This is a genomic window from Kluyvera ascorbata, from assembly GCF_023195735.1.
GTDB lineage: Bacteria > Pseudomonadota > Gammaproteobacteria > Enterobacterales > Enterobacteriaceae > Kluyvera > Kluyvera ascorbata.
The window spans coordinates 4,146,978-4,168,328 of the sequence record NZ_CP096201.1 but is presented as its reverse complement, the minus strand read 5'-3'; the positions used below and the strand labels follow the sequence as shown (position 1 = coordinate 4,168,328).

The following is a 21,351-nucleotide window of genomic DNA, read 5'->3' as shown; positions in this document are numbered from 1 at the left end:
TATGTCGCAGGCTGCGCTGAATACGCGGAACCGTGAAGAAGAAGAGTACGCTGCTTCACGGCGCAATAATGGAACGCATCTGGTGGGAATTGTCTTCCTGCTAGCGGTGTTGTGTACCGTGTTCGTTAGCGGCTGGGTCGTGCTGGGCTGGATGGAAGATGCGCAACGTTTGCCCATCTCAAAACTGGTGGTGACTGGCGATCGTCATTACACGCGTAACGATGATATTCGACAGTCCATTCTGGCTCTGGGATCGCCGGGAACCTTTATGACTCAGGACGTGAACATCGTTCAGAGTCAAATTGAGCGCCTGCCGTGGATTAAACAGGCAAGCGTCAGAAAGCAGTGGCCGGACGAATTGAAGATTCATCTGGTTGAATATGTGCCCATTGCGCGTTGGAATGATCAGCACATGGTGGATGCCGAGGGTAATGCCTTCAGCGTACCTGCCGATCGAACCAGCAAGCAGAATTTGCCTATGCTCTATGGCCCTGAAGGAAGCGCAAGCGAAGTGTTGCAGGGTTATCACGACATGGGAGCGATGCTCGCGAAAGGGAAGTTCACGTTGAAGGTTGCGGCGATGACCGCGCGCCGTTCGTGGCAGCTGACGCTTGATAACGGTATCAAGTTGAATCTGGGGCGGGGCGATACGATGAAGCGGCTGGAACGTTTTTTAGAACTGTATCCGGTTCTACAACAGCAGGCGCAAACAGACGGTAATCGGATTAGTTATGTTGACTTGCGTTATGACTCGGGGGCGGCAGTAGGCTGGGAACCTGCTCCTGCGGCGGACACTAATCAACAACAGAATCAGGCACAGGCAGAACAACAATGATCAAGGCGACGGACAGAAAACTGGTAGTTGGACTGGAGATTGGCACTGCAAAAGTGGCCGCTTTAGTAGGGGAAGTTCTGCCCGACGGAGTGATTAATATCATTGGGGTCGGCAGCTGTCCCTCCCGTGGTATGGATAAAGGTGGGGTTAACGACCTTGAGTCTGTAGTGAAATGCGTACAGCGCGCTATCGACCAGGCGGAGCTGATGGCGGATTGCCAGATCTCTTCGGTATATCTGGCGCTTTCCGGTAAGCACATTAGCTGTCAAAATGAGATAGGTATGGTGCCTATCTCAGAAGAAGAGGTCACGCTGGAAGACGTGGAGAACGTCGTTCACACGGCGAAATCCGTACGCGTACGTGATGAACATCGTGTTTTACACGTTATTCCGCAAGAATACGCGATTGATTATCAGGAAGGGATCAAAAACCCGGTAGGCTTATCCGGTGTGCGTATGCAGGCGAAGGTGCATCTGATTACCTGCCACAACGACATGGCGAAAAACATCGTCAAAGCGGTAGAGCGTTGCGGCCTGAAGGTTGATCAGCTGATTTTCGCCGGTCTGGCTTCAAGCTATTCCGTCTTAACGGAAGATGAACGTGAGCTGGGTGTCTGCGTTGTGGACATCGGTGGCGGTACAATGGATATCGCGGTCTACACCGGCGGCGCGCTGCGTCACACTAAAGTTATCCCTTATGCCGGGAACGTGGTGACCAGCGATATCGCCTACGCATTCGGTACGCCGCCAAGCGACGCCGAAGCGATTAAAGTGCGCCATGGCTGCGCGCTGGGCTCCATCGTGGGCAAAGATGAGAGCGTTGAAGTGCCAAGCGTGGGCGGTCGTCCGCCGCGTAGCCTGCAGCGCCAGACGTTGGCAGAGGTCATTGAGCCGCGTTATACCGAGCTACTGAACCTCGTCAATGAAGAAATTTTACAGTTACAGGAACAGCTTCGTCAGCAGGGTGTCAAACACCACCTCGCGGCGGGGATTGTATTGACCGGTGGCGCAGCGCAAATTGAAGGGTTAGCGGCTTGCGCGCAGCGAGTGTTCCATACGCAGGTTCGTATCGGTGCGCCGCTGAATATTACTGGTCTGACGGACTATGCCCAGGAGCCGTATTATTCAACGGCGGTGGGCCTGCTGCACTACGGGAAAGAGTCCCACTTAAGTGGTGAAGCAGAGGTAGAAAAGCGCGTTACCGCATCGGTCGGATCGTGGATCAAGCGACTGAATAGCTGGTTACGCAAAGAGTTTTAATTTTTAAAGAGACCAATGCACAATTCACGGTCTCGGGCGACAGGCACAAAACGGAGAGAAACTATGTTTGAACCTATGGAACTGACCAACGACGCGGTGATTAAAGTCATCGGCGTCGGTGGCGGCGGCGGTAATGCCGTTGAACACATGGTGCGCGAGCGCATTGAAGGTGTTGAGTTTTTTGCTGTTAACACCGATGCGCAGGCACTGCGTAAAACGGCGGTTGGCCAGACTATCCAGATCGGTAGCGGTATCACCAAAGGTCTGGGCGCTGGGGCAAACCCGGAAGTCGGTCGCAACGCGGCTGATGAAGACCGTGAAGCACTGCGTGCTGCGTTAGACGGTGCAGACATGGTATTTATCGCAGCAGGCATGGGCGGCGGTACCGGTACCGGTGCAGCGCCAGTGGTTGCTGAAGTGGCTAAAGATTTAGGTATCCTGACCGTCGCTGTCGTGACTAAGCCTTTCAACTTTGAAGGCAAGAAGCGTATGGCATTTGCGGAGCAGGGTATCACCGAACTGTCCAAGCACGTGGACTCCCTGATCACCATTCCGAACGACAAGCTGCTGAAAGTACTGGGTCGCGGTATCTCCCTGCTCGACGCGTTTGGCGCGGCGAACGATGTGCTGAAAGGCGCAGTACAGGGTATCGCAGAGCTTATCACCCGTCCTGGTCTGATGAACGTCGACTTCGCGGACGTCCGTACCGTGATGTCCGAAATGGGCTATGCGATGATGGGCTCCGGCGTGGCAAGCGGTGAAGACCGTGCGGAAGAAGCGGCTGAAATGGCTATCTCTTCTCCGCTGCTGGAAGATATCGACCTGTCCGGCGCACGTGGCGTTCTGGTCAACATCACCGCGGGCTTCGACCTGCGTCTGGATGAGTTCGAAACCGTGGGTAATACTATCCGTGCGTTTGCTTCGGATAACGCGACCGTGGTTATCGGTACTTCCCTTGACCCGGATATGAACGACGAACTGCGTGTTACCGTGGTTGCGACCGGTATCGGCATGGATAAGCGTCCAGAGATCACCCTGGTGACCAACAAGCAGACGCAGCAACCTGCGCTGGATCGCTATCAGCAGCATGGTATGGCGCCGCTGACGCAAGAACAGAAACCGGCTGCTAAAGTGGTAAACGACAATACGCCGCAGACCACCAAAGAACCGGATTACCTGGATATCCCAGCCTTCCTGCGTAAGCAAGCTGACTAAGAATTAGCTGGAAGTTGGGAATCTGCGCTCTTTGTGCTAAACTGGCCCACCGAATGTGATATACACTTCGGTTGGATAGTTAATTTGGCGAGATTATACGATGATCAAACAAAGGACTCTTAAACGTATCGTTCAGGCGACTGGCGTCGGTTTACACACCGGCAAAAAGGTCACACTGACGTTACGCCCTGCGCCGGCAAATACCGGGGTCATCTATCGTCGCACTGACTTGAATCCTCCGGTAGATTTCCCGGCTGATGCCAAATCTGTGCGTGATACTATGCTCTGTACTTGCCTGGTCAACGAGCATGACGTGCGGATTTCTACCGTAGAGCACCTCAACGCCGCGCTGGCGGGCCTGGGTATCGACAACATCATTGTTGAAGTCGATGCACCAGAAATCCCGATCATGGACGGTAGTGCTGCGCCATTCGTTTATCTGTTGCTGGATGCCGGCATCGATGAACTGAACTGCGCGAAGAAGTTCGTCCGTATTAAAGACACCGTTCGCGTGGAAGATGGCGATAAGTGGGCTGAATTCAAACCGTACAATGGTTTCTCGTTGGACTTTACCATCGACTTTAACCATCCGGCTATTGATGCCAGCACGCAGCGTTATGCCATGAACTTCTCCGCAGACGCGTTCATGCGACAGATTAGCCGTGCTCGTACTTTCGGCTTCATGCGTGATATCGAATATCTGCAGTCCCGTGGTCTGGCCTTGGGCGGCAGCTTCGATTGTGCCATCGTTGTTGACGATTATCGCGTACTGAACGAAGACGGCCTGCGTTTTGAAGACGAATTCGTTCGTCACAAAATGCTGGATGCAATCGGCGACCTGTTCATGTGTGGTCACAACATTATTGGTGCATTTACCGCGTATAAATCCGGTCATGCGCTGAACAACAAACTTCTGCAGGCGGTCCTGGCAAAACAGGAAGCTTGGGAATTTGTGACCTTCCAGGACGACGCAGAACTGCCGATGGCGTTCAAAGCACCGTCAATGGTTCTGGCATAAGCCTGACCATCGCGTAAATTCGACTGGCAACCTGGCACTCTCTCCGGTCAGGGAACCAGTCGTTTTTTCTTTTCAGCGCTCAAGATTCTACTTTCCCGCCTTCAGTGTCTTTGTAAAGATCACACTCCTGTGCAACCGCTGCTTTCTTAACCCGTTTTTCGATGATGATTTCGTCATTCCTGCTGCTGCAACGCTGCATTAATGGTAATATCTTGGCGCGAAAATAGAATAACGGTACTTAAACCGAAGGTGGAATATTACGTGAGTGGAATGCTGACGCGTTGGCGACAGTTTGGTAGACGCTACTTCTGGCCGCATCTCCTGTTGGGGATGGTTGCTGCTAGTTTTGGCCTGCCTGCGCTTGCAAGTAATACTGAGCCCGCCTCTCCGGCCCGTGAGACGAGCAGTAACCATCATCCGTCGCAGAAAATTGATTTCACGCAGCTGGCGCGTCTTGAGAACAATCGCCGCCCTTCATTCAGCGTGGACTACTGGCATCAACATGCCATTCGCACGGTTATTCGCCACCTCTCTTTTGCCATGGCGCCTACCGCGTCACCGGTTGCCGAGCCTGCGTCGCCGCTTCAGGCCGCACAGCATCTGGCTCTGCTCGACACGCTAAATGCGTTACTGAACGTTGAAAGTCAGCCGCCAGCGGTGATCGCCCAGGCTGTCCTTTTACCTGCTTTACCCCCTCACGCTTTTAGCATCCCAGCCTGGATAAGCCAGGTGCAGGGCATCCGCGCCGGGCCGCAGCGCCTCGTCTAAAAATAACCGCTTTATATCCTTTATTTTTCTGACTCCGAAATGTCGGGGCGTTTGAGATTTTATTATGTTAATCAAATTATTGACCAAAGTTTTTGGTAGTCGTAACGACCGTACCCTGCGCCGTATGCGTAAAGCTGTAGGCATCATCAATGCGATGGAACCGGAGATGGAAAAACTCTCCGACGACGAGCTGAAAGCGAAAACCAACGAGTTCCGCGCGCGCATTGAAAAAGGCGAGTCCGTTGAAAGCCTGATCCCGGAAGCGTTCGCCGTTGTCCGTGAAGCGAGTAAGCGCGTATTCGGCATGCGTCACTTTGACGTACAGTTGCTCGGCGGTATGGTACTGAACGACCGCTGCATCGCGGAAATGCGTACCGGTGAAGGTAAAACCCTGACCGCAACGCTGCCGGCTTACCTGAACGCGCTGTCCGGTAAAGGCGTACACGTGGTTACCGTCAACGACTATCTGGCCCAGCGTGACGCCGAAAACAACCGCCCGCTGTTCGAATTCCTCGGCATGACCGTGGGTATCAATATGTCTGGCCTGCCGGCTCCTGCTAAGCGTGAAGCCTACAACGCGGACATCACCTACGGTACCAACAACGAATACGGTTTTGACTACCTGCGCGACAACATGGCATTCAGCCCGGAAGAACGCGTACAGCGTAAGCTGCACTATGCGCTGGTCGATGAAGTTGACTCCATTCTGATCGATGAAGCGCGTACGCCGCTTATTATCTCCGGTCCGGCGGAAGACAGCTCCGAAATGTATAAGAAAGTGAACAAAATCATTCCTCACCTGGTGCGCCAGGAAAAGGAAGATTCCGACACCTTCCAGGGTGAAGGTCACTTCTCCGTTGATGAAAAATCCCGCCAGGTGAACCTGACCGAACGTGGTCTGGTACTGATTGAAGAACTGCTGGTGAATGAAGGCATTATGGATGAGGGCGAGTCGCTGTACTCTCCGGGCAACATTATGCTGATGCACCACGTGACGGCTGCCCTGCGCGCCCACGTGCTGTTCACCCGCGACGTTGACTACATCGTTAAAGATGGCGAAGTTATCATCGTCGATGAACATACCGGCCGTACCATGCAGGGTCGTCGCTGGTCCGATGGTCTGCACCAGGCCGTTGAAGCGAAAGAAGGCGTTGAGATCCAGAACGAAAACCAGACCCTGGCATCTATCACCTTCCAGAACTACTTCCGTCTGTACGAAAAACTGGCCGGTATGACCGGTACGGCGGACACCGAAGCCTTCGAATTCAGCTCCATCTACAAGCTGGATACCGTGGTGGTGCCAACTAACCGTCCGATGATCCGTAAAGATATGCCGGATCTGGTCTACATGACCGAAGCGGAAAAAATTCAGGCGATCATCGAAGATATTAAAGAGCGTACTGCTGCAGGCCAACCGGTGCTGGTCGGTACTATCTCTATCGAAAAATCTGAAGTGGTTTCCCATGAGCTGACCAAAGCGGGTATCAAGCATAACGTGCTGAACGCTAAGTTCCACGCTAGCGAAGCGGATATCGTTGCGCAGGCGGGTTACCCTTCTGCCGTGACCATCGCCACCAACATGGCAGGTCGTGGTACCGATATTATGCTGGGCGGTAGCTGGCAGGCAGAGGTCGCGCAGCTGGAAGATCCAACCCCAGAACAAATTGCTCAGATCAAAGCCGATTGGCAGGTTCGTCACGACGCCGTTCTGGCGGCTGGCGGTCTGCACATCATTGGTACCGAACGTCACGAATCTCGTCGTATCGATAACCAGCTGCGTGGCCGTTCCGGTCGTCAGGGTGACGCGGGTTCTTCCCGTTTCTACCTGTCTATGGAAGATGCCCTGATGCGTATCTTTGCCTCCGACCGCGTGTCCGGCATGATGCGTAAGCTGGGTATGAAGCCGGGCGAAGCTATCGAACACCCGTGGGTGACTAAAGCGATTGCCAACGCACAGCGCAAAGTAGAAAGCCGCAACTTCGATATTCGTAAGCAGCTGCTGGAATATGATGACGTTGCCAACGACCAGCGCCGCGCTATCTACACCCAGCGTAACGAGCTGCTGGACGTGTCTGATGTTAGCGAAACCATCAACAGCATCCGTGAAGACGTCTTCAAAGCGACGATTGACGCGCACATTCCGCCACAGTCTCTGGAAGAAATGTGGGATATCCCAGGCCTGCAGGAACGTCTGAAAAACGACTTCGACCTCGACCTGCCTATCTCCGAGTGGCTGGACAAAGAGCCTGAGCTGCACGAAGAGACGCTGCGTGAGCGCATCCTGGCAAGTGCTGTAGAAGTTTATCAGCGTAAAGAAGAAGTGGTTGGCACCGAAATGATGCGCCACTTCGAGAAAGGCGTGATGCTGCAGACGCTCGATTCCCTGTGGAAAGAGCACCTGGCGGCAATGGACTACCTGCGTCAGGGTATCCACCTGCGTGGCTATGCGCAGAAAGATCCAAAACAGGAATACAAGCGCGAATCCTTCGCTATGTTTGCTGCAATGCTGGAGTCACTGAAGTATGAAGTGATCAGTACCCTGAGCAAGGTTCAGGTACGTATGCCGGAAGAAGTCGAAGAGATGGAGCAGCAGCGTCGTCAGGAAGCTGAGCGTCTGGCGCAGATGCAGCAGCTTAGCCATAAGAGCGATGACGAAGCGGTTGCAGAAGATCTGGCAGCACAAACCGGCGACCGTAAAGTAGGCCGTAACGATCCGTGCCCTTGTGGTTCAGGTAAAAAATACAAACAGTGCCATGGCCGTCTGAGCTAAGGGCACGATAAGAAGACAAAAGGCGCAGATTACTGCGCCTTTTTTATGGATAAGACAACATGAAAATACTGCAAATATCCGTTGGCATCATTCGCAATGCTGACGGTGAGATCTACATTACCCAGCGCGCTGCCGACTCGCATATGGCCCATAAATGGGAGTTCCCCGGCGGTAAAATTGAAGCAGGTGAAACGCCCGAGGAGGCGGTGATCCGCGAGCTGCAGGAAGAGGTTGGTATCGCTGCCACGTCCCTGCATCAGTTTGATAAACTGGAATATCAGTTCCCTGACCGTCATATCACGCTGTGGTTCTGGATGGTAGACGGCTGGGAAGGCGAGCCGTGGGGTAAAGAAGGGCAGCCGGGACGCTGGGTGGCGCAACGGGATTTAGTGGCAGATGAATTTCCGCCTGCGAACGTACCGGTAATTGAAAAGCTGATTGCAGGGTAAGATTTGTAGTCCGGACGAGGGGCGTTAGCGGTGGCTATGTGGAAGTTCCCGGCGTCGCTGCGCTCGGCCGGGCTACCTTTGGGTTATTGCTGCTCTTCGCTCCAGTCGTCGCTCTCGGAGAGGTCGCCGCTGCTGGGAATGCGTTTCTCTTCCGCAGCCCATTCGCCGAGATCAATCAGCTGGCAGCGCTTGGAGCAGAACGGGCGATACGGGCTCTGTTCGCCCCAGATAACCGGTTTGTTGCAGGTTGGGCAGTTTACGGTTGTAACGTCAGACATCTTCTCTCCTTAGCAGCAGGCCAGTTCAAAATCCAGGCGCTCTGGCACGAGGCCGTGCTCGCTATCCAGCGGCATAAAGCGGATGGCAAAGCGACTCTTGTGCCCGGAGATCTGCGGATACAGCTGTGAAGTAAGTTCAAGCTTCAGACGCAGCAGATCGGCATCTTCGCCGTTATCCTGATAGAAACCGTTGAGGCTGGTTTGTTTGCGGAACTGTGCGGAATTACGCACCAGATCGAGGATCAGCGACAGCGCCTGGATCAGCGGCGCCAGGCTTTCCAGCCAGGCATCAACCTGCGCATCGCGCTGATGCTGTTTTGAATGCAGCCAGATATGCAGCGTAGGCAGATCGAAGCTGCAGCAGCCGCCGGGAATGCTCAGACGCTGACGAACCAGCGCAATCAGGCGGTCTTCACGCAGGAATTGCCCAACGCGCGGTGCGGCCATCAGGATGCTGCTGCTGTTTTTTAACTGCTGGCGTAACGCGTCAATGCGGGTCTGGTCTACGCCTTCAACGTCGCTCCAGGCGTTGAGTTTTCTCTGCTGGCGTTCCAGTTCTTTGAGCAGTTCGGTGCGAATATCACCGCGCTCAAACACATCCAGTAAATCCCCTACATTGCGAAAAAAATGCAGCGCGCTGGCGTGATCCCTGATAGGTAAATTGACATTCAATTGCTCCGTCAGAAATTCAATACGCAGCCAGGTACGCATTTTTTCATTCAGGGGATGCTCAAAAAGGATGTGGGTGTGCATTACGATTTTTCCTGTGATACAGCCTGCGCCGCGAGCTCCAGATAGAGCGCGTGAAGGCGGGCGACATCCGATGCAATTGCATCTGGTGCGCCGTTGTTATTAATAACGTCATCAGCTACCGCCAGACGCGCTTCGCGAGTGGCCTGGGCAGCAAGGATATTTTCCGCATGCTCGCGTGACACCTGGTCGCGCTGCATGGTTCGAAGAAGCTGGGTTTCGCGTGATACATCAACGACCAGCACGCGATTGGCTCGCTCATAGAGTCTATTCTCCACCAGCAGAGGAACAACCCAGAGCACATAAGGCGAGGTAGCCTGCTGTAGCTGGCGCTGCGTTTCTTGCTGGATGAGGGGATGTAATAGAGCGTTTAGCCAGGCTTTTTCAGCGGGATGGGCGAAAATATGTTCGCGCAGTACGCGGCGGTTTAGCGTGCCGTCCTTGTTCAGGATAGATGCGCCGAAATGTTCGGCAATGGCAGACAGCGCTGGCGTTCCGGGTTCGACTACCTGGCGAGCGAGAATATCAGCATCAATAACGTTAATACCCAGGCGAAAAAATGCATCTGCGACCGTGCTCTTGCCGCTACCGATGCCGCCCGTTAACGCTACTGTGTAAGTCATACCGCTTAACCCTGAGTTTTTACTATGAAAATCAAATGATTAAAAAACAAGCGGACATATACACATGCATGAATGTTGCAAGGTACTATTCGCCAGGTAAATTTATGGGATTGTAGCTTAAAAAAACTGAAATTCGCAGTCTTGCGAAGACCTGATTAGTGCGTATGATTGCATTACTGGAGTTGTGCTCTCAATTTAATTGCCATTAACCCCAGGAATTCGCACATGCGTATCGAAGAAGATCTGAAGTTAGGTTTCAAAGACGTTCTTATCCGCCCTAAACGCTCTACACTTAAAAGCCGTTCCGATGTTGAACTGGAACGCGAATTCACCTTTAAACATTCAGGACAACGCTGGTCTGGCGTGCCGATCATTGCTGCGAATATGGACTCCGTAGGCACCTTCGGAATGGCAAAAGCACTGGCCTCTTTCGATATCCTCACCGCCGTGCACAAGCACTACAGCGTTGAACAGTGGAGTGCGTTTGTTCAGGCTGAGTCTGAAGAGGTGCTCCGTCACGTGATGGTATCGACCGGGACTTCCGATGCCGATTTTGAAAAAACGCAGCAGATCCTGAAACTGCACCCATCACTCAACTTCGTCTGCATTGATGTTGCGAATGGTTACTCCGAGCACTTCGTTCAGTTCGTGGCAAAAGCGCGTGAAGCCTGGCCGACCAAAACTATCTGCGCAGGCAACGTAGTGACGGGCGAAATGTGTGAAGAGCTGATTCTGTCCGGTGCAGATATCGTGAAAGTGGGTATCGGCCCTGGCTCCGTTTGTACTACTCGCGTGAAAACCGGCGTGGGCTATCCGCAGCTTTCAGCGGTTATCGAATGTGCCGATGCGGCCCATGGCCTCGGCGGCCAGATCGTCAGCGACGGCGGCTGCACCATGCCGGGCGACGTGGCGAAAGCTTTCGGCGGCGGTGCAGACTTCGTCATGCTTGGCGGTATGCTGGCCGGTCACGATGAGAGCGGCGGTACCGTGGTAGAAGAAAACGGCGAAAAATTCATGCTGTTCTACGGTATGAGCTCTGAGTCCGCGATGAAGCGTCACGTTGGCGGCGTTGCGCAGTACCGTGCGGCCGAAGGCAAAACCGTTAAGCTGCCGTTGCGCGGACCGGTTGATAACACCGCGCGCGATATCCTTGGCGGCCTGCGCTCTGCCTGCACCTACGTTGGGGCATCGCGCTTAAAAGAACTGACCAAACGCACGACCTTTATCCGCGTACAGGAACAAGAGAACCGCGTGTTCAACAGCCTGTAATTCGCTCTCGCTGGCGCACCCTGCGCCAGCGTTATCCCATCCCGCCGCTGATGGCATCGCCCAGATGAAAGATGGGCAGGTACATTGCGACGACCAGCGTTCCAATAATCACCCCGGTCACAATCAACAGCACAGGCTCCAGCAGCGCGGTCAAATTCTCGGCTAAATTCTGCGTGTGCTCATGATGGTGCTGGGCCAAATTCTCCAGCATGTTGTCCAGTGCGCCAGAAGCCTCACCCGTTCTCACCAGCTGTATGCACAAAGGTGTAAAGGCGCGGCTGTTTGCCATGGCCTGCCAGATAGCGCTGCCTTGCGTGATGTCCTGATGAATACTTACCACAATATTTCGCCACCACGGGCAGCTTAGCGTCTCTTCAACGGTTTCCAGCCCTTGCAGGAAAGCAATACCGGCGCGTTGTGTGAGCGTCAGCACGGTAAAGATTTGGCTGAGTCTTTGTCGGTGTACAAGCGTGCCCAGTACCGGCAGCGATAAGAGTATCTTCTGACGCGTATATTGCCAGGGAGAGTAATGACGCAGCGCTATGCTTACGCATACAGGCACCAGTAAGAACGCTAACAGCAGTAAAAACCACTGTTCAATAAACCCAGCCGTTGCCATGACGGCGAGAGTCAGGGTGGGAAGCGGGGTGTTAAAAGTGCGATAGATAGCGGTAAATTCGGGCAGGACAAAGCCGACCATCGCCATGACAACCACTATCGCCAACGTCAAAATAACCAGCGGGTAGCGTAGGGCCTTTTTTACTTTTGCTCTTAGCAGAAGCTCAGCTTTCTGCTGGCGGGCGAGCTCAAAGCAGCAGTGCTCTAGTTTACCGGTGATTTCGCCGGTGCGAATCATGGCCAGATAGAGTGGGGGAAATGCCTGAGGCCACTGCTGTAGACCTTCTGATAGCGAAATGCCCTGTGCGAGTCGCTCGGCAAGCGTACCTAACAGCGCGCGCCATTGCGCAGCCGGGTGCTGTTCGGCGAGCAAAGCCAGCCCCTCCGCAAGAGGGAGCCCTGCTTGCAGCAACGTGGCCAGTTGGCTGATAACCGCGCAGCTGTGCTGCGCCTGCCATAATGCAGTATTGACCGTGCGGCGTTTTAGCGTAGTGATGGTGAGGTGCTGGCGCTCTAAGACTATCAAGGCCGCGGGCCGATGCGTGGCCCAAAGCGTGCCGCTGAGGGTTTCTCCTTCAGCCGTTAAGCCGTTCCAGTACCAGAGTTGCTCACTCATCTTTCGGTATTCCAAGTACGCGGATGAGCTCTTCCTGGGTCGTTAATCCCTGTTCGACGGCCAGGCAGCCGCTTTCAAAGAGGGTGTTCATTCCAGCAAGCCTGGCGTGCTGCATGATGTCTGATGGGGATCTCCCATTTGCGATGGCCTGACGAATGGGCGTCGTGACAGGCAGAACTTCAAACAGTGCAAGCCGCCCCTGGTAACCGTGGTAGCAGCGCGGGCAACCGGGTGTCTTCCAGTGGGGTAATGGACGTGGCCACAATGAGGCGGGGAACATTGGCTCGCCCATCGTTTTCTGACGGCAGTGAGGACATAGCTTACGCACCAGCCGCTGTGCGATAACCATGATTAGCGCTGAAGAGACCATCCAGCGTGCGACGCCCATTTGCTCGAGCCGGACAACGGTTTCTACCGTTGAGTTGGTATGCAATGTTGAGAGCACAAGATGCCCGGTTTGCGCCGCTTTGATAGCAATCTCAGCCGTTTCGCCGTCGCGGATTTCGCCAACCATGACAATATCCGGGTCCTGGCGTAAGAGAGAGCGCAGAATACTCTGGAACGTCAACCCACTCCTGGCGCTGACCTGAGTCTGGTTGAGACCCTCTAATGGAATTTCGATAGGGTCTTCCACGCTGCAGATATTCACCTCGGGATGGTTGCGGGTTTGCAAAGCGCTATAGAGGGTGACGGTTTTCCCACTGCCCGTTGGCCCGGTCACCAGGAGTAAACCCTGCGGCTGATTCAGGGCGGTTTGCAGTTGGTTCAGAGCCGTGGGCGATAATCCGAGGCGCTGTAGATCCAGCGCCTGTTCAACCTTATGCAGCAGACGCAGGACCACTTTTTCACCGTAGCGACAGGGTAGCGTTGAGATACGAAAAGAGAGCGACTTCCCGGCGATGTCTACCGTAAATTGTCCATCCTGAGGGAGGCGGCGCTCGGCAATATCTAACTGACCAAGTACTTTCAGTCGTGCAATAAGCGGTGTCATCAGCGATAGCGGTATCGTTGGAAGCGCATGCAGTACGCCATCCACGCGTAAGCGAATACGCAGATAGTGTTCCGTTGGCTCAAAATGGATATCGGACGCCCGCTGCGAGAGGGCTTGTTTAAGTAACTGGTCGAGCCGTTCAACCGCGCTGTCATTTTCTTCGCGTACGGGGTAAGTCACTTTTCGCGCGCTTTGTTCCAGATACTTATCCATTCGTTCCTGGTCCCAGCACTCAATATCCACTCGCTTTTGGGTCGCAAAGCGTAGCGCTTCCAGAAGCTCGCTCGCTGGCGCTCCGACGACGGCGATGTTCAGTTCCCCCTTGTCGTTACTTAACAGCACAGCATGATGACGTTGGCACAGCGTTGATAACTGTTCTTGCTTCATCGTGGCGTCTCCGGCTATTGCACGTCAAAACGGAAGACATCTTCACATGCTTGCTGCAGTGCGCTGTCATTCTGGATATCGCAGGTTCGCTGCCAGCCGGTAATGCCGTTGGCGTTATCCCATCCAGGAACCAGCGTGACGCTTAGCCCGTTAAGGCTTTCCTGCCCGGTGAGGGAGACCATTCCTTTGGCAATGTTCATCCCCGACACATAGCGAGTCGTCGTGGGGGAAGGGATGCCGTTGCTACCTGCATCGCAGTTATCTACGCCGCCGCGGTCGAGCGCGCAGAGTTCGACTGCAGTGCGATAGGGAACAAAGGTTTGCAGCATGTCGGTGAGTGCGGCTTTGCGTAGGTAGTTCTGATAGGCCGGTATGCCAATAGCGCTGAGAATGGCGATAATGCCGATAACCACCATCAGTTCGATAAGCGTGAAGCCCTTTTGTTTTTCCATGATATGCCCCTTGTTGAATCTTGGGGCTACTGTGTCAGAACCCTGAAGGGCGTTCGAGGCATGAAAATAGAGACAGGAAGGCGTATTCCACGCTTTTTGATGGCGTTGCAGTGAAATGGCGTGGAACTGGAATCAGACTCGAAAAAATGCCCTCGCGGAGGAGGGCATTTGAAAGGATTTAGCGAAAACGCATAGAGAGGTCGAGGGCGCGGACGTGCTTGGTCAGCGCACCAACGGAGATATAGTCCACGCCGGTTTCGGCAAATTCGCGGATGGTATCAAAGGTGACGTTGCCGGAGACCTCCAGCTGCGCCTGACCCTGCGTCATTTTCACCGCTTCGCGCATCTGCTCGGTGTCAAAGTTATCAAGCATGATGATATCTGCTCCGGCCTTCAGCGCTTCAGTGAGTTCCTGAATGCTTTCCACTTCAACTTCTACCGGCACATCCGGGTGCAGCCAGAAGGCTTTTTCCACCGCCTGACGTACGGAGCCAGAGGCAATAATATGGTTTTCCTTAATCAGGAAAGCATCGGAGAGTCCCAGTCGGTGATTTGCACCGCCGCCGCACAGCACCGCATATTTCAGCGCGGTACGCAGGCCCGGAAGCGTTTTACGGGTATCCAGCAGTTGGGTGTGGGTACCTTCCAGCAGTTCGACATATTTGCGGACTTCACTGGCTACGCCGGAGAGCGTTTGCACGAAATTCAGCGCGGTGCGTTCACCGGTCAGCAGAACACGGGAAGGACCGTCGATTTCAAACAGCGGCTGGTCGGCTTTCACCGCGTCGCCGTCGGCGACGTGCCAGGTGAGCATCACGTCATCGCCGGCCAGCTGAATGAAGACCTCTTCCACCCAGCGTTTGCCGCAAAATACGCCGTCTTCACGGGTGATAACGACGGCGTGAGAATGGCTGTTTTCTGGCAGCAGTTGTGCGGTAATATCATTATGGGCATCAACTTCTCCTCCCAAATCTTCGCGCAGCGCTTGGGCGACCGCGTTGGGAATATCGAGGTTGATACGTTCAAGTAGCGCGTCACGTCGATGGTCTGAGTTATAACGGCGAGGCGGCATAATAAAGCTCCAAATTGGTAACGATGCGAAAGTTTGAAACATGCTACTCTGAACCGTCTAGCATAACCACATATAAGCCATTTATAAGGAGATCCTCAATGCAGTTAGATAAGGGCTGGCTGGTGGGCGTTCGGCACGTGCCATCCCCACACCATGATGGTCGCCCGGAGGATGAAGCACCTTCATTGCTGGTTGTGCATAATATTAGTCTGCCACCTGGCCAGTTTGGCGGCCCGTGGATAGACGCGCTGTTTACCGGCACGATTGACCCAGATGCCGATCCATTCTTTGCTGAAATCGCCCATTTGCGCGTTTCTGCCCACTGTCTGATTCGCCGTGATGGCGAAATTGTGCAGTACGTTCCTTTTGATAAGCGCGCCTGGCATGCTGGAGTCTCTTCCTATCATGGCCGCGAGCGCTGCAATGATTTTTCTATCGGTATTGAGCTTGAAGGCACCGATACGTTGGCCTATACCGATGAACAGTACCAGCAGTTGGCGGCGTTAACCCAGCTGCTGATTCGCGAGTATCCCGCGATTGCCGATAATATGACCGGCCACTGTGATATTGCGCCTGTGCGTAAAACTGACCCCGGCCCGGCGTTTGACTGGGCCCGTTTTCGCGCACTGGTCACCCCGTCGAATAAGGAGATGACATGACGCTGTTTACCACGCTTCTGGTTTTATTTGCGGAGCGGCTGTTTAAGCTTGGCGAGCACTGGCAGCTCGATCACCGTCTGGAGACGCTGTTCCGGCGCGTGAAACACTATTCCATGGCTGGAACGCTGGTGATGACCATCGTTGCGATGGTGATTGTGGGAATTATCCAGCGTGCGCTGGAAGGCGTGCTGTTTAACGTTCCATTATTATTGTTCTGGATTGCGCTAGGTCTGCTGTGTATTGGCGCGGGTCGCGTGCGGATGCATTACCACGCGTATCTCAAAGCGGCATCCCGTGATGACGCCCATGCACGTGAGGCGATGGCCAGTGAGTTGACGATGATCCACGGCGTACCGGCGGGCTGCGATGAACGTGAGTTCCTGCGCGAGCTGCAAAACGCGCTGCTGTGGATTAACTACCGCTACTATCTGGCCCCGCTTTTCTGGTTTGTGGTCGGCGGCTCATGGGGGCCGGTGGCGCTGATTGGATACGCATTCTTACGCTCCTGGCAGTCCTGGCTGGCGCGTTATCAGACGCCGCACCAGCGTTTGCAGTCGGGTATTGATGCCATTCTACACGTGGTGGACTGGATTCCGGTTCGTCTGGTGGGTGTGGTTTACGCGCTGGTTGGTCACGGTGAAAAAGCGCTTCCCGCATGGTTTGCCTCGCTCGGCGACCGCCACTCTTCGCAATATCAGGTGCTGACCCATCTGGCGCAGTATTCGCTCGCGCGCGCGCCTCATGTGGATAAGGTGGCAACGCCAAAGGCGGCGGTGTCGATGGCGAAGAAGACGTCGTATGCGGTGGTAGTGATGATGGCGCTGCTGACGATTTATGGGACGTTGGTGTAGTTGAGTGCCTTCCCGGAGTCGACGTAAACGTCTCGTCCGGGCTACAAAAAATGCCCGCAGGTCACTGCGGGCGAGAAAGACTTACTGGGTATCTGCCGGTGGAATACCGAAGTCAGGCATCCCATCTTCTTTCCAGCGCACCGTCTTCAGGCGCGTATGGCGATTCGGGTCGTACAGCGGGTCGCCTTCAATCTCCGTATAATTCCTCGCGTGATAGACCAGCACATCTTCCCCAAGAGGGGTTTGCGTAAAGCTGTTATGCCCCGGCCCATACTGGCGATTCTCGTAGCTGGTGGTGAAGACCGGCTGCGGGGATTTATGCCAGTTGGCAGGCTTCGTCATGTCGGCATCTTTATCAATCCACAGCAGGCCCATGCAGTAGTTTTCGTCGGTCGCGCTGGCGGAATAGCTGATAAAGAGTCGATCGTCGTGGACCAGCACGGCGGGGCCTTCGTTGACCAGAAAACCCCGACACTCCCAGTCAAACTCCGGCTTACTAAGTAGTACCGGCTCGCCTTTAATGGTCCACGGGTTTTCTAGTTCGGCCAGGTAGAGATTGGAGTTACCGGTGATGTCCGGTGATTTTTGCGCCCAGAGATACCACTGTTTGCCCTGGTGCTGAAAAGTGGTGGCATCCAGACAGAAGGTATCAAACGGCGTCTTGACCTGTCCTTTCTCTACCCATGTGCCGGTTAACGGATCGGCATCGCTACATTCCAGCGCGAACATGCGGTGCTGGAACATTCCCAGCTTATCAAGCGCCTGAGTGTGCGCCGCGGCGAAGTAGATATACCATTTACCGTTGATAGCGTGCAGCTCGGGAGCCCAGATGAGGTTGCTCATCGGCCCGGTCTCTGGTTTGCGCCAGACAACGACAGGCGTCGCCGTTCGCAGCCCATCCAGGCTATCGGCGCGGCGAATCTCCAGCCGGTCGTATTCCGGTACGGAGGCAATAAAGTAATACTCTCCCTGATGGCGCAGTATAAAAGGGTCTGCGCGCTGCTCAATAAAGGGATTCGGCCAATTCTTCATCAGGCTTTCCTTACGTGTTCGGTCGTTTTCAATTCTTGCTGGTATTCATTCAGTTCGCGATAGTTAGTGCGGCGTTTTTCCAGATCTTCCTGAATCTGTTTCATCAGCGTACGGTCGACTTTCAGCAGGCGTACAACGCCCGCAGTGATGAGATAACCTACGCCTGGAATAACGGTAAACAGCAGCATAATTCCGTTGATTGTGGTGTCACTCTGCGCTTTTGCACCGGCGTCATAACCGTACCAGGAGAGCAGGAAGCCGACCATTGCGCCCGCGACGGCCAGGCCCACTTTCAGGAAGAACAGGTTCCCGGAGAAGCTGATACCGGTAATACGTTTACCGGTTTTCCACTCGCCATAGTCGTCCACGTCCGCCATCAGCGACCAGTGCAGCGGGGAGGGGATCTGGTGCAGCACGTTCAGCAGGAAGTAGAGCACCACAATCAACATGGTGGCGTGTGGGTCGAAGAAGTAGAACGCGATGGAGAAAATTGCCAGCGCGATGTTAGTCCAGAAGAAGACCTGCAGTTTGCACCAGCGGTCGGTCAGGACTTTTGCCAGCATGCTGCCGATCATCATGCCCACGACGCCAAGGCTAATGAAGATAGTGGCGAAGTGGGTGCTTTCACCCATGACCCAGGTAACGTAGTACATAGTTGCGGCCATGCGAATGAAGCCCGGGCAGACGTTGCACAGCGTCAGCAGCAGAATGCGAACCCACTGGTCGTTTTTCCAGACGTCTTTTAAATCTTGCTTCAGTTCATCGTTGGTCTGTACCGCCGGGCGTACGCGTTCACGCACGGTGGCAAAGCAGAACAGGAACATGCACATGCCGATGAATGCCAGCACGGTCATCGCCATCTGGTAGCCTTTGGCTTTATCCGCGCCACCGAACCAGTCGGCCATTGGCAGCAGAGTCAGCGACAGCAGCAGGGTGGCAATGCCGACCAGCACGAAGCGGTAGGATTGGCAGGCCACGCGCTCTTTCGGGTCGTTGGTGATAACGCTACCGAGCGAGCAGTAAGGGATGTTGATGGCGGTATAGGTGATCGAGAGCAGGAAATAGGTGACAAAGGCATAGATAACTTTGCTGCTATAGCTCCATTCTGGCGTGGTGAACATCAGCACGCTGAACAGCGCATAGGGGAAGGCTATCCACAGCAGCCATGGACGAAAGCGACCGTATTTACTGCGCGTTCGGTCGGCCATTGCGCCCATAATTGGGTCGGTGACGGCATCGATCACGCGAATAGACAGTAACAACACGCCGACCAATGCCGGGGCCAAACCAAAAATATCGGTATAAAAGTAGTTAACGAACAGCATGATAGCGCCGAAGATGATGTTACATCCCGCGTCGCCCATGCCATAACCAATCTTCTCTTTAACTGACAGTTTACTTGAGTTCATCGCCAGATCTCTCTTGAGGTGTATGGAGAAGATTATTGGCTGCGGAAGAGATATATGCGTAGCAGGATAACGTTGTTGATATGGATAATATTGCTGCGCGGAGGAATGTGTGAAGCAGGTAACATCAAGGAAGAAGGCCTCTCCGTATGGAGAGGCCTGTGCATAATTGAGTCGCCCGGACGAGGTGCGATAGCGCGACTGCGGGGTCGTCCCGGCGTCACTTCGTTCGGCCGGGCTACCGCGAGTATCAGGCTTTTGCGGTTTTGGCGCTTTTCTGTTTAAACATAAAGCCGATGCCCAGAATGATGATCCACACCGGAATCAGCCATACCGAGATAGCCATACCCGGTGTCATCACCATGATGACCAGAACGGCGGCCATGAAGATCAGGCAAATCCAGTTCCCTAACGGATAGAACAGCGCCGGGAAACGAGTGGTCACGCCCTGCTGCTGTTTGGCTTTACGGAACTTCATGTGGGCCAGGCTAATCATCGCCCAGTTAATGACCAGCGCGGAGACGACCAGCGCCATCAGCAGGCCGAACGCGGACTCTGGTGCCAGGTAGTTGATCAAGACGCACAGGGCGGTGACAACGGCGGAAACCAGAATGGTGTTCACCGGTACGCCACGTTTATCCACGCTCAGCAGCGCTTTCGGGGCGTTACCCTGCTGCGCCAGGCCGAACAGCATGCGGCTGTTGCAGTATACGCAGCTGTTGTACACGGACAGCGCTGCGGTCAGCACCACGATGTTCAGGGCATTCGCCACGAACGAGTCACCCAGTTCATGGAAGATAAGCACGAACGGACTGACGTCGGCGGTGACGCGGGTCCACGGCATCAGAGAGAGCAGCACCGCCAGTGAGCCCACATAGAAAATCAGAATACGGTAGATAACCTGGTTGGTGGCTTTTGGAATGCTCTGCTCTGGGTTATCCGCTTCTGCTGCGGTAATGCCGACCAGCTCAAGTCCGCCGAAGGAGAACATGATGATTGCCATCATCATCACCAGCCCCATCCAGCCGTGAGGCAGGAAGCCGCCCTGTTCCCACAGGTTGCGTACGGTAGCCTGCGGGCCTGCGGTGCCGCTAAACAGCAGCCACGCGCCGAACAGGATCATGGCGATAACGGCAACCACTTTAATAATGGCGAACCAGAACTCCATCTCACCGAACACTTTTACATTGCTCAGGTTGATGAGGTTGATAGCAATAAAGAAGACCGCCGCCGATACCCAGGTTGGGATCTCAGGCCACCAGAACTGGATGTATTTCCCCACGGCGGTCAGTTCCGCCATGGCAACCAGTACGTACAGCACCCAGTAGTTCCAGCCCGATGCGAAACCGGCGAAATTGCCCCAGTATTTATAGGCAAAGTGGCTGAATGAGCCGGCGACCGGCTCTTCAACCACCATTTCGCCAAGCTGGCGCATGATCATAAAAGCAATAAAGCCCGCGATAGCGTAACCCAGAATGATACCTGGACCCGCCGATTGGATAACGGAGGCGCTGCCGAGAAACAGGCCTGTGCCGATAGCGCCGCCCAGAGCGATCAGCTGTATATGGCGGTTCTTAAGGCCGCGCTTGAGCTGTGCGCCTTGCTGTTGACCTTCCATTGTGAAACCTCGTGTGTGGTTATTATTGTGACGCTGTTTGCGTATGTACTTAAGAAATTCCGTTTTCTGTATTGTTATGTTTACGAAAAGCATTTCTTAAAAAGAGGTAAGGCTCTTTCGTCATCAGCAGAATAGTGGTAAGCGCGGCGGAATGCACCTGCTTTATGAAGGGATGATGACGGGTTGGATAAAAAGCCGACAGCTGTCACGATGGCCTGCAAGTATTACATCGACTACTTTATGAGTATTTATTGTATTTTAATGAATTAATATTCATTTATTGGTTTATTGAAACGGTTCAGTTTGCGTATTTTTGTTTTTATTTAGTTAACTGTACTTCTTTATGGGTAAAGTTATTTTTTGTGCAAAGTTACATTTCTGAAACATCATTTCTGTAATGTTGTTAAAAAGTGCC

Annotated in this window: 20 protein-coding genes; 10 read left to right on the top strand and 10 right to left on the bottom strand. The window is 54.1% G+C overall.

Annotated features, from left to right (window positions below; genetic code table 11):
• Position 1: 1 nt before the first annotated feature.
• The 7 genes from ftsQ to mutT all read left to right on the top strand — a co-directional run bounded on the left by ftsQ (position 2) and on the right by mutT (position 8,314).
• The gene (ftsQ, locus tag MY052_RS19955; RefSeq protein WP_035893039.1) at positions 2 to 835 is read left to right on the top strand and encodes a cell division protein FtsQ; all 834 of its coding nucleotides are present in this window, start codon (positions 2 to 4) and stop codon (positions 833 to 835) included.
• On the top strand, positions 832 to 2,094 hold the full coding sequence (gene ftsA / locus MY052_RS19950; RefSeq protein WP_035893041.1) for a cell division protein FtsA: 1,263 nt from the start codon (positions 832 to 834) through the stop codon (positions 2,092 to 2,094). The genes ftsQ and ftsA overlap by 4 nt, the downstream gene beginning before the upstream one ends.
• 63 nt (positions 2,095 to 2,157) lie before the next feature.
• A complete protein-coding gene (ftsZ, locus tag MY052_RS19945) occupies positions 2,158 to 3,309 on the top strand; it encodes a cell division protein FtsZ (RefSeq protein WP_035893043.1) in 1,152 nt (383 codons plus the stop codon).
• Positions 3,310 to 3,409: 100 nt separating this feature from the next.
• A complete protein-coding gene (gene lpxC, locus MY052_RS19940) occupies positions 3,410 to 4,327 on the top strand; it encodes a UDP-3-O-acyl-N-acetylglucosamine deacetylase (protein WP_035893045.1) in 918 nt (305 codons plus the stop codon).
• 261 nt (positions 4,328 to 4,588) lie between these two features.
• Complete coding sequence (secM, locus tag MY052_RS19935; RefSeq protein ID WP_248537698.1) at positions 4,589 to 5,095, top strand: secA translation cis-regulator SecM; 507 nt, start codon at positions 4,589 to 4,591, stop codon at positions 5,093 to 5,095.
• Positions 5,096 to 5,159: 64 nt separating this feature from the next.
• The gene (gene secA / locus MY052_RS19930; RefSeq protein WP_035893049.1) at positions 5,160 to 7,865 is read left to right on the top strand and encodes a preprotein translocase subunit SecA; all 2,706 of its coding nucleotides are present in this window, start codon (positions 5,160 to 5,162) and stop codon (positions 7,863 to 7,865) included.
• A gap of 59 nt (positions 7,866 to 7,924) precedes the next feature.
• Complete coding sequence (gene mutT / locus MY052_RS19925; protein WP_035893051.1) at positions 7,925 to 8,314, top strand: 8-oxo-dGTP diphosphatase MutT; 390 nt, start codon at positions 7,925 to 7,927, stop codon at positions 8,312 to 8,314.
• A gap of 83 nt (positions 8,315 to 8,397) precedes the next feature.
• Here the strand turns inward: mutT and yacG are convergent, their stop codons facing one another.
• The 3 genes from yacG to coaE are packed head-to-tail and all read right to left on the bottom strand — an operon-like array spanning position 8,398 to position 9,965.
• Positions 8,398 to 8,592, bottom strand: coding sequence for a DNA gyrase inhibitor YacG (yacG, locus tag MY052_RS19920; RefSeq protein WP_035893052.1), 195 nt, complete (start codon positions 8,590 to 8,592; stop codon positions 8,398 to 8,400).
• Between the two features lie 9 nt (positions 8,593 to 8,601).
• Entirely contained in the window at positions 8,602 to 9,345 is a 744-nt protein-coding gene (zapD, locus tag MY052_RS19915; protein ID WP_035893054.1) for a cell division protein ZapD, read from the bottom strand.
• The gene (coaE, locus tag MY052_RS19910; protein ID WP_202216483.1) at positions 9,345 to 9,965 is read right to left on the bottom strand and encodes a dephospho-CoA kinase; all 621 of its coding nucleotides are present in this window, start codon (positions 9,963 to 9,965) and stop codon (positions 9,345 to 9,347) included. The genes zapD and coaE overlap by 1 nt, the downstream gene beginning before the upstream one ends.
• Positions 9,966 to 10,190: 225 nt before the next feature.
• On the opposite strand from coaE, the gene MY052_RS19905 reads away from it, so the two are divergent.
• A complete protein-coding gene (locus tag MY052_RS19905) occupies positions 10,191 to 11,234 on the top strand; it encodes a GMP reductase (protein ID WP_035893058.1) in 1,044 nt (347 codons plus the stop codon).
• Positions 11,235 to 11,265: 31 nt separating this feature from the next.
• On the opposite strand, the gene hofC is transcribed toward MY052_RS19905, so the two are convergent.
• The 4 genes from hofC to nadC all read right to left on the bottom strand — a co-directional run bounded on the left by hofC (position 11,266) and on the right by nadC (position 15,370).
• Positions 11,266 to 12,468: a protein transport protein HofC gene (hofC, locus tag MY052_RS19900; protein WP_248537697.1), complete on the bottom strand. Its 1,203-nt coding sequence runs from the start codon at positions 12,466 to 12,468 to the stop codon at positions 11,266 to 11,268.
• Positions 12,461 to 13,846, bottom strand: a complete 1,386-nt coding sequence (gene gspE, locus MY052_RS19895) for a type II secretion system protein GspE (protein WP_248537695.1) — start codon at positions 13,844 to 13,846, stop codon at positions 12,461 to 12,463. Before gspE ends, hofC begins: the two co-directional genes overlap by 8 nt.
• 14 nt (positions 13,847 to 13,860) lie before the next feature.
• Positions 13,861 to 14,298: a prepilin peptidase-dependent pilin gene (ppdD, locus tag MY052_RS19890; RefSeq protein ID WP_248537694.1), complete on the bottom strand. Its 438-nt coding sequence runs from the start codon at positions 14,296 to 14,298 to the stop codon at positions 13,861 to 13,863.
• A 178-nt stretch (positions 14,299 to 14,476) separates the two neighbouring features.
• Positions 14,477 to 15,370: a carboxylating nicotinate-nucleotide diphosphorylase gene (nadC, locus tag MY052_RS19885; RefSeq protein WP_248537693.1), complete on the bottom strand. Its 894-nt coding sequence runs from the start codon at positions 15,368 to 15,370 to the stop codon at positions 14,477 to 14,479.
• Positions 15,371 to 15,468: 98 nt separating this feature from the next.
• Between nadC and ampD the strand changes: the two genes are divergently transcribed.
• Together ampD and ampE are read left to right on the top strand one after the other, a co-directional pair.
• Positions 15,469 to 16,029 carry a 1,6-anhydro-N-acetylmuramyl-L-alanine amidase AmpD gene (gene ampD / locus MY052_RS19880; protein WP_035893068.1) on the top strand — a complete coding sequence of 187 codons (561 nt, stop codon included), beginning with the start codon at positions 15,469 to 15,471 and terminating at the stop codon, positions 16,027 to 16,029.
• Entirely contained in the window at positions 16,026 to 16,880 is an 855-nt protein-coding gene (gene ampE / locus MY052_RS19875) for a beta-lactamase regulator AmpE (protein ID WP_248537692.1), read from the top strand. Before ampD ends, ampE begins: the two co-directional genes overlap by 4 nt.
• A gap of 81 nt (positions 16,881 to 16,961) precedes the next feature.
• On the opposite strand, the gene MY052_RS19870 is transcribed toward ampE, so the two are convergent.
• The 3 genes from MY052_RS19870 to aroP form a co-directional block, all read right to left on the bottom strand.
• The gene (locus MY052_RS19870; protein ID WP_202216479.1) at positions 16,962 to 17,912 is read right to left on the bottom strand and encodes a glycoside hydrolase family 43 protein; all 951 of its coding nucleotides are present in this window, start codon (positions 17,910 to 17,912) and stop codon (positions 16,962 to 16,964) included.
• A complete protein-coding gene (locus MY052_RS19865) occupies positions 17,912 to 19,321 on the bottom strand; it encodes a glycoside-pentoside-hexuronide (GPH):cation symporter (RefSeq protein WP_035893072.1) in 1,410 nt (469 codons plus the stop codon). The genes MY052_RS19870 and MY052_RS19865 overlap by 1 nt, the downstream gene beginning before the upstream one ends.
• Before the next feature lie 247 nt (positions 19,322 to 19,568).
• The gene (gene aroP, locus MY052_RS19860; RefSeq protein ID WP_115074868.1) at positions 19,569 to 20,936 is read right to left on the bottom strand and encodes an aromatic amino acid transporter AroP; all 1,368 of its coding nucleotides are present in this window, start codon (positions 20,934 to 20,936) and stop codon (positions 19,569 to 19,571) included.
• Positions 20,937 to 21,351: the final 415 nt, after the last annotated feature.

Coding starts and splice junctions, on each gene's coding strand:
- ftsZ (WP_035893043.1), top strand. CDS start 2,158: ATGTTTGAACCTATGGAACTGACCAACGACGCGGTGATTAAAGTCATC.
- ampE (WP_248537692.1), top strand. CDS start 16,026: ATGACGCTGTTTACCACGCTTCTGGTTTTATTTGCGGAGCGGCTGTTT.
- ftsA (WP_035893041.1), top strand. CDS start 832: ATGATCAAGGCGACGGACAGAAAACTGGTAGTTGGACTGGAGATTGGC.
- mutT (WP_035893051.1), top strand. CDS start 7,925: ATGAAAATACTGCAAATATCCGTTGGCATCATTCGCAATGCTGACGGT.
- ftsQ (WP_035893039.1), top strand. CDS start 2: ATGTCGCAGGCTGCGCTGAATACGCGGAACCGTGAAGAAGAAGAGTAC.
- zapD (WP_035893054.1), bottom strand. CDS start 9,345: ATGCACACCCACATCCTTTTTGAGCATCCCCTGAATGAAAAAATGCGT.
- secA (WP_035893049.1), top strand. CDS start 5,160: ATGTTAATCAAATTATTGACCAAAGTTTTTGGTAGTCGTAACGACCGT.
- lpxC (WP_035893045.1), top strand. CDS start 3,410: ATGATCAAACAAAGGACTCTTAAACGTATCGTTCAGGCGACTGGCGTC.
- yacG (WP_035893052.1), bottom strand. CDS start 8,592: ATGTCTGACGTTACAACCGTAAACTGCCCAACCTGCAACAAACCGGTT.
- nadC (WP_248537693.1), bottom strand. CDS start 15,370: ATGCCGCCTCGCCGTTATAACTCAGACCATCGACGTGACGCGCTACTT.
- ppdD (WP_248537694.1), bottom strand. CDS start 14,298: ATGGAAAAACAAAAGGGCTTCACGCTTATCGAACTGATGGTGGTTATC.
- aroP (WP_115074868.1), bottom strand. CDS start 20,936: ATGGAAGGTCAACAGCAAGGCGCACAGCTCAAGCGCGGCCTTAAGAAC.
- gspE (WP_248537695.1), bottom strand. CDS start 13,846: ATGAAGCAAGAACAGTTATCAACGCTGTGCCAACGTCATCATGCTGTG.
- MY052_RS19905 (WP_035893058.1), top strand. CDS start 10,191: ATGCGTATCGAAGAAGATCTGAAGTTAGGTTTCAAAGACGTTCTTATC.
- ampD (WP_035893068.1), top strand. CDS start 15,469: ATGCAGTTAGATAAGGGCTGGCTGGTGGGCGTTCGGCACGTGCCATCC.
- coaE (WP_202216483.1), bottom strand. CDS start 9,965: ATGACTTACACAGTAGCGTTAACGGGCGGCATCGGTAGCGGCAAGAGC.
- MY052_RS19870 (WP_202216479.1), bottom strand. CDS start 17,912: ATGAAGAATTGGCCGAATCCCTTTATTGAGCAGCGCGCAGACCCTTTT.
- MY052_RS19865 (WP_035893072.1), bottom strand. CDS start 19,321: ATGAACTCAAGTAAACTGTCAGTTAAAGAGAAGATTGGTTATGGCATG.
- hofC (WP_248537697.1), bottom strand. CDS start 12,468: ATGAGTGAGCAACTCTGGTACTGGAACGGCTTAACGGCTGAAGGAGAA.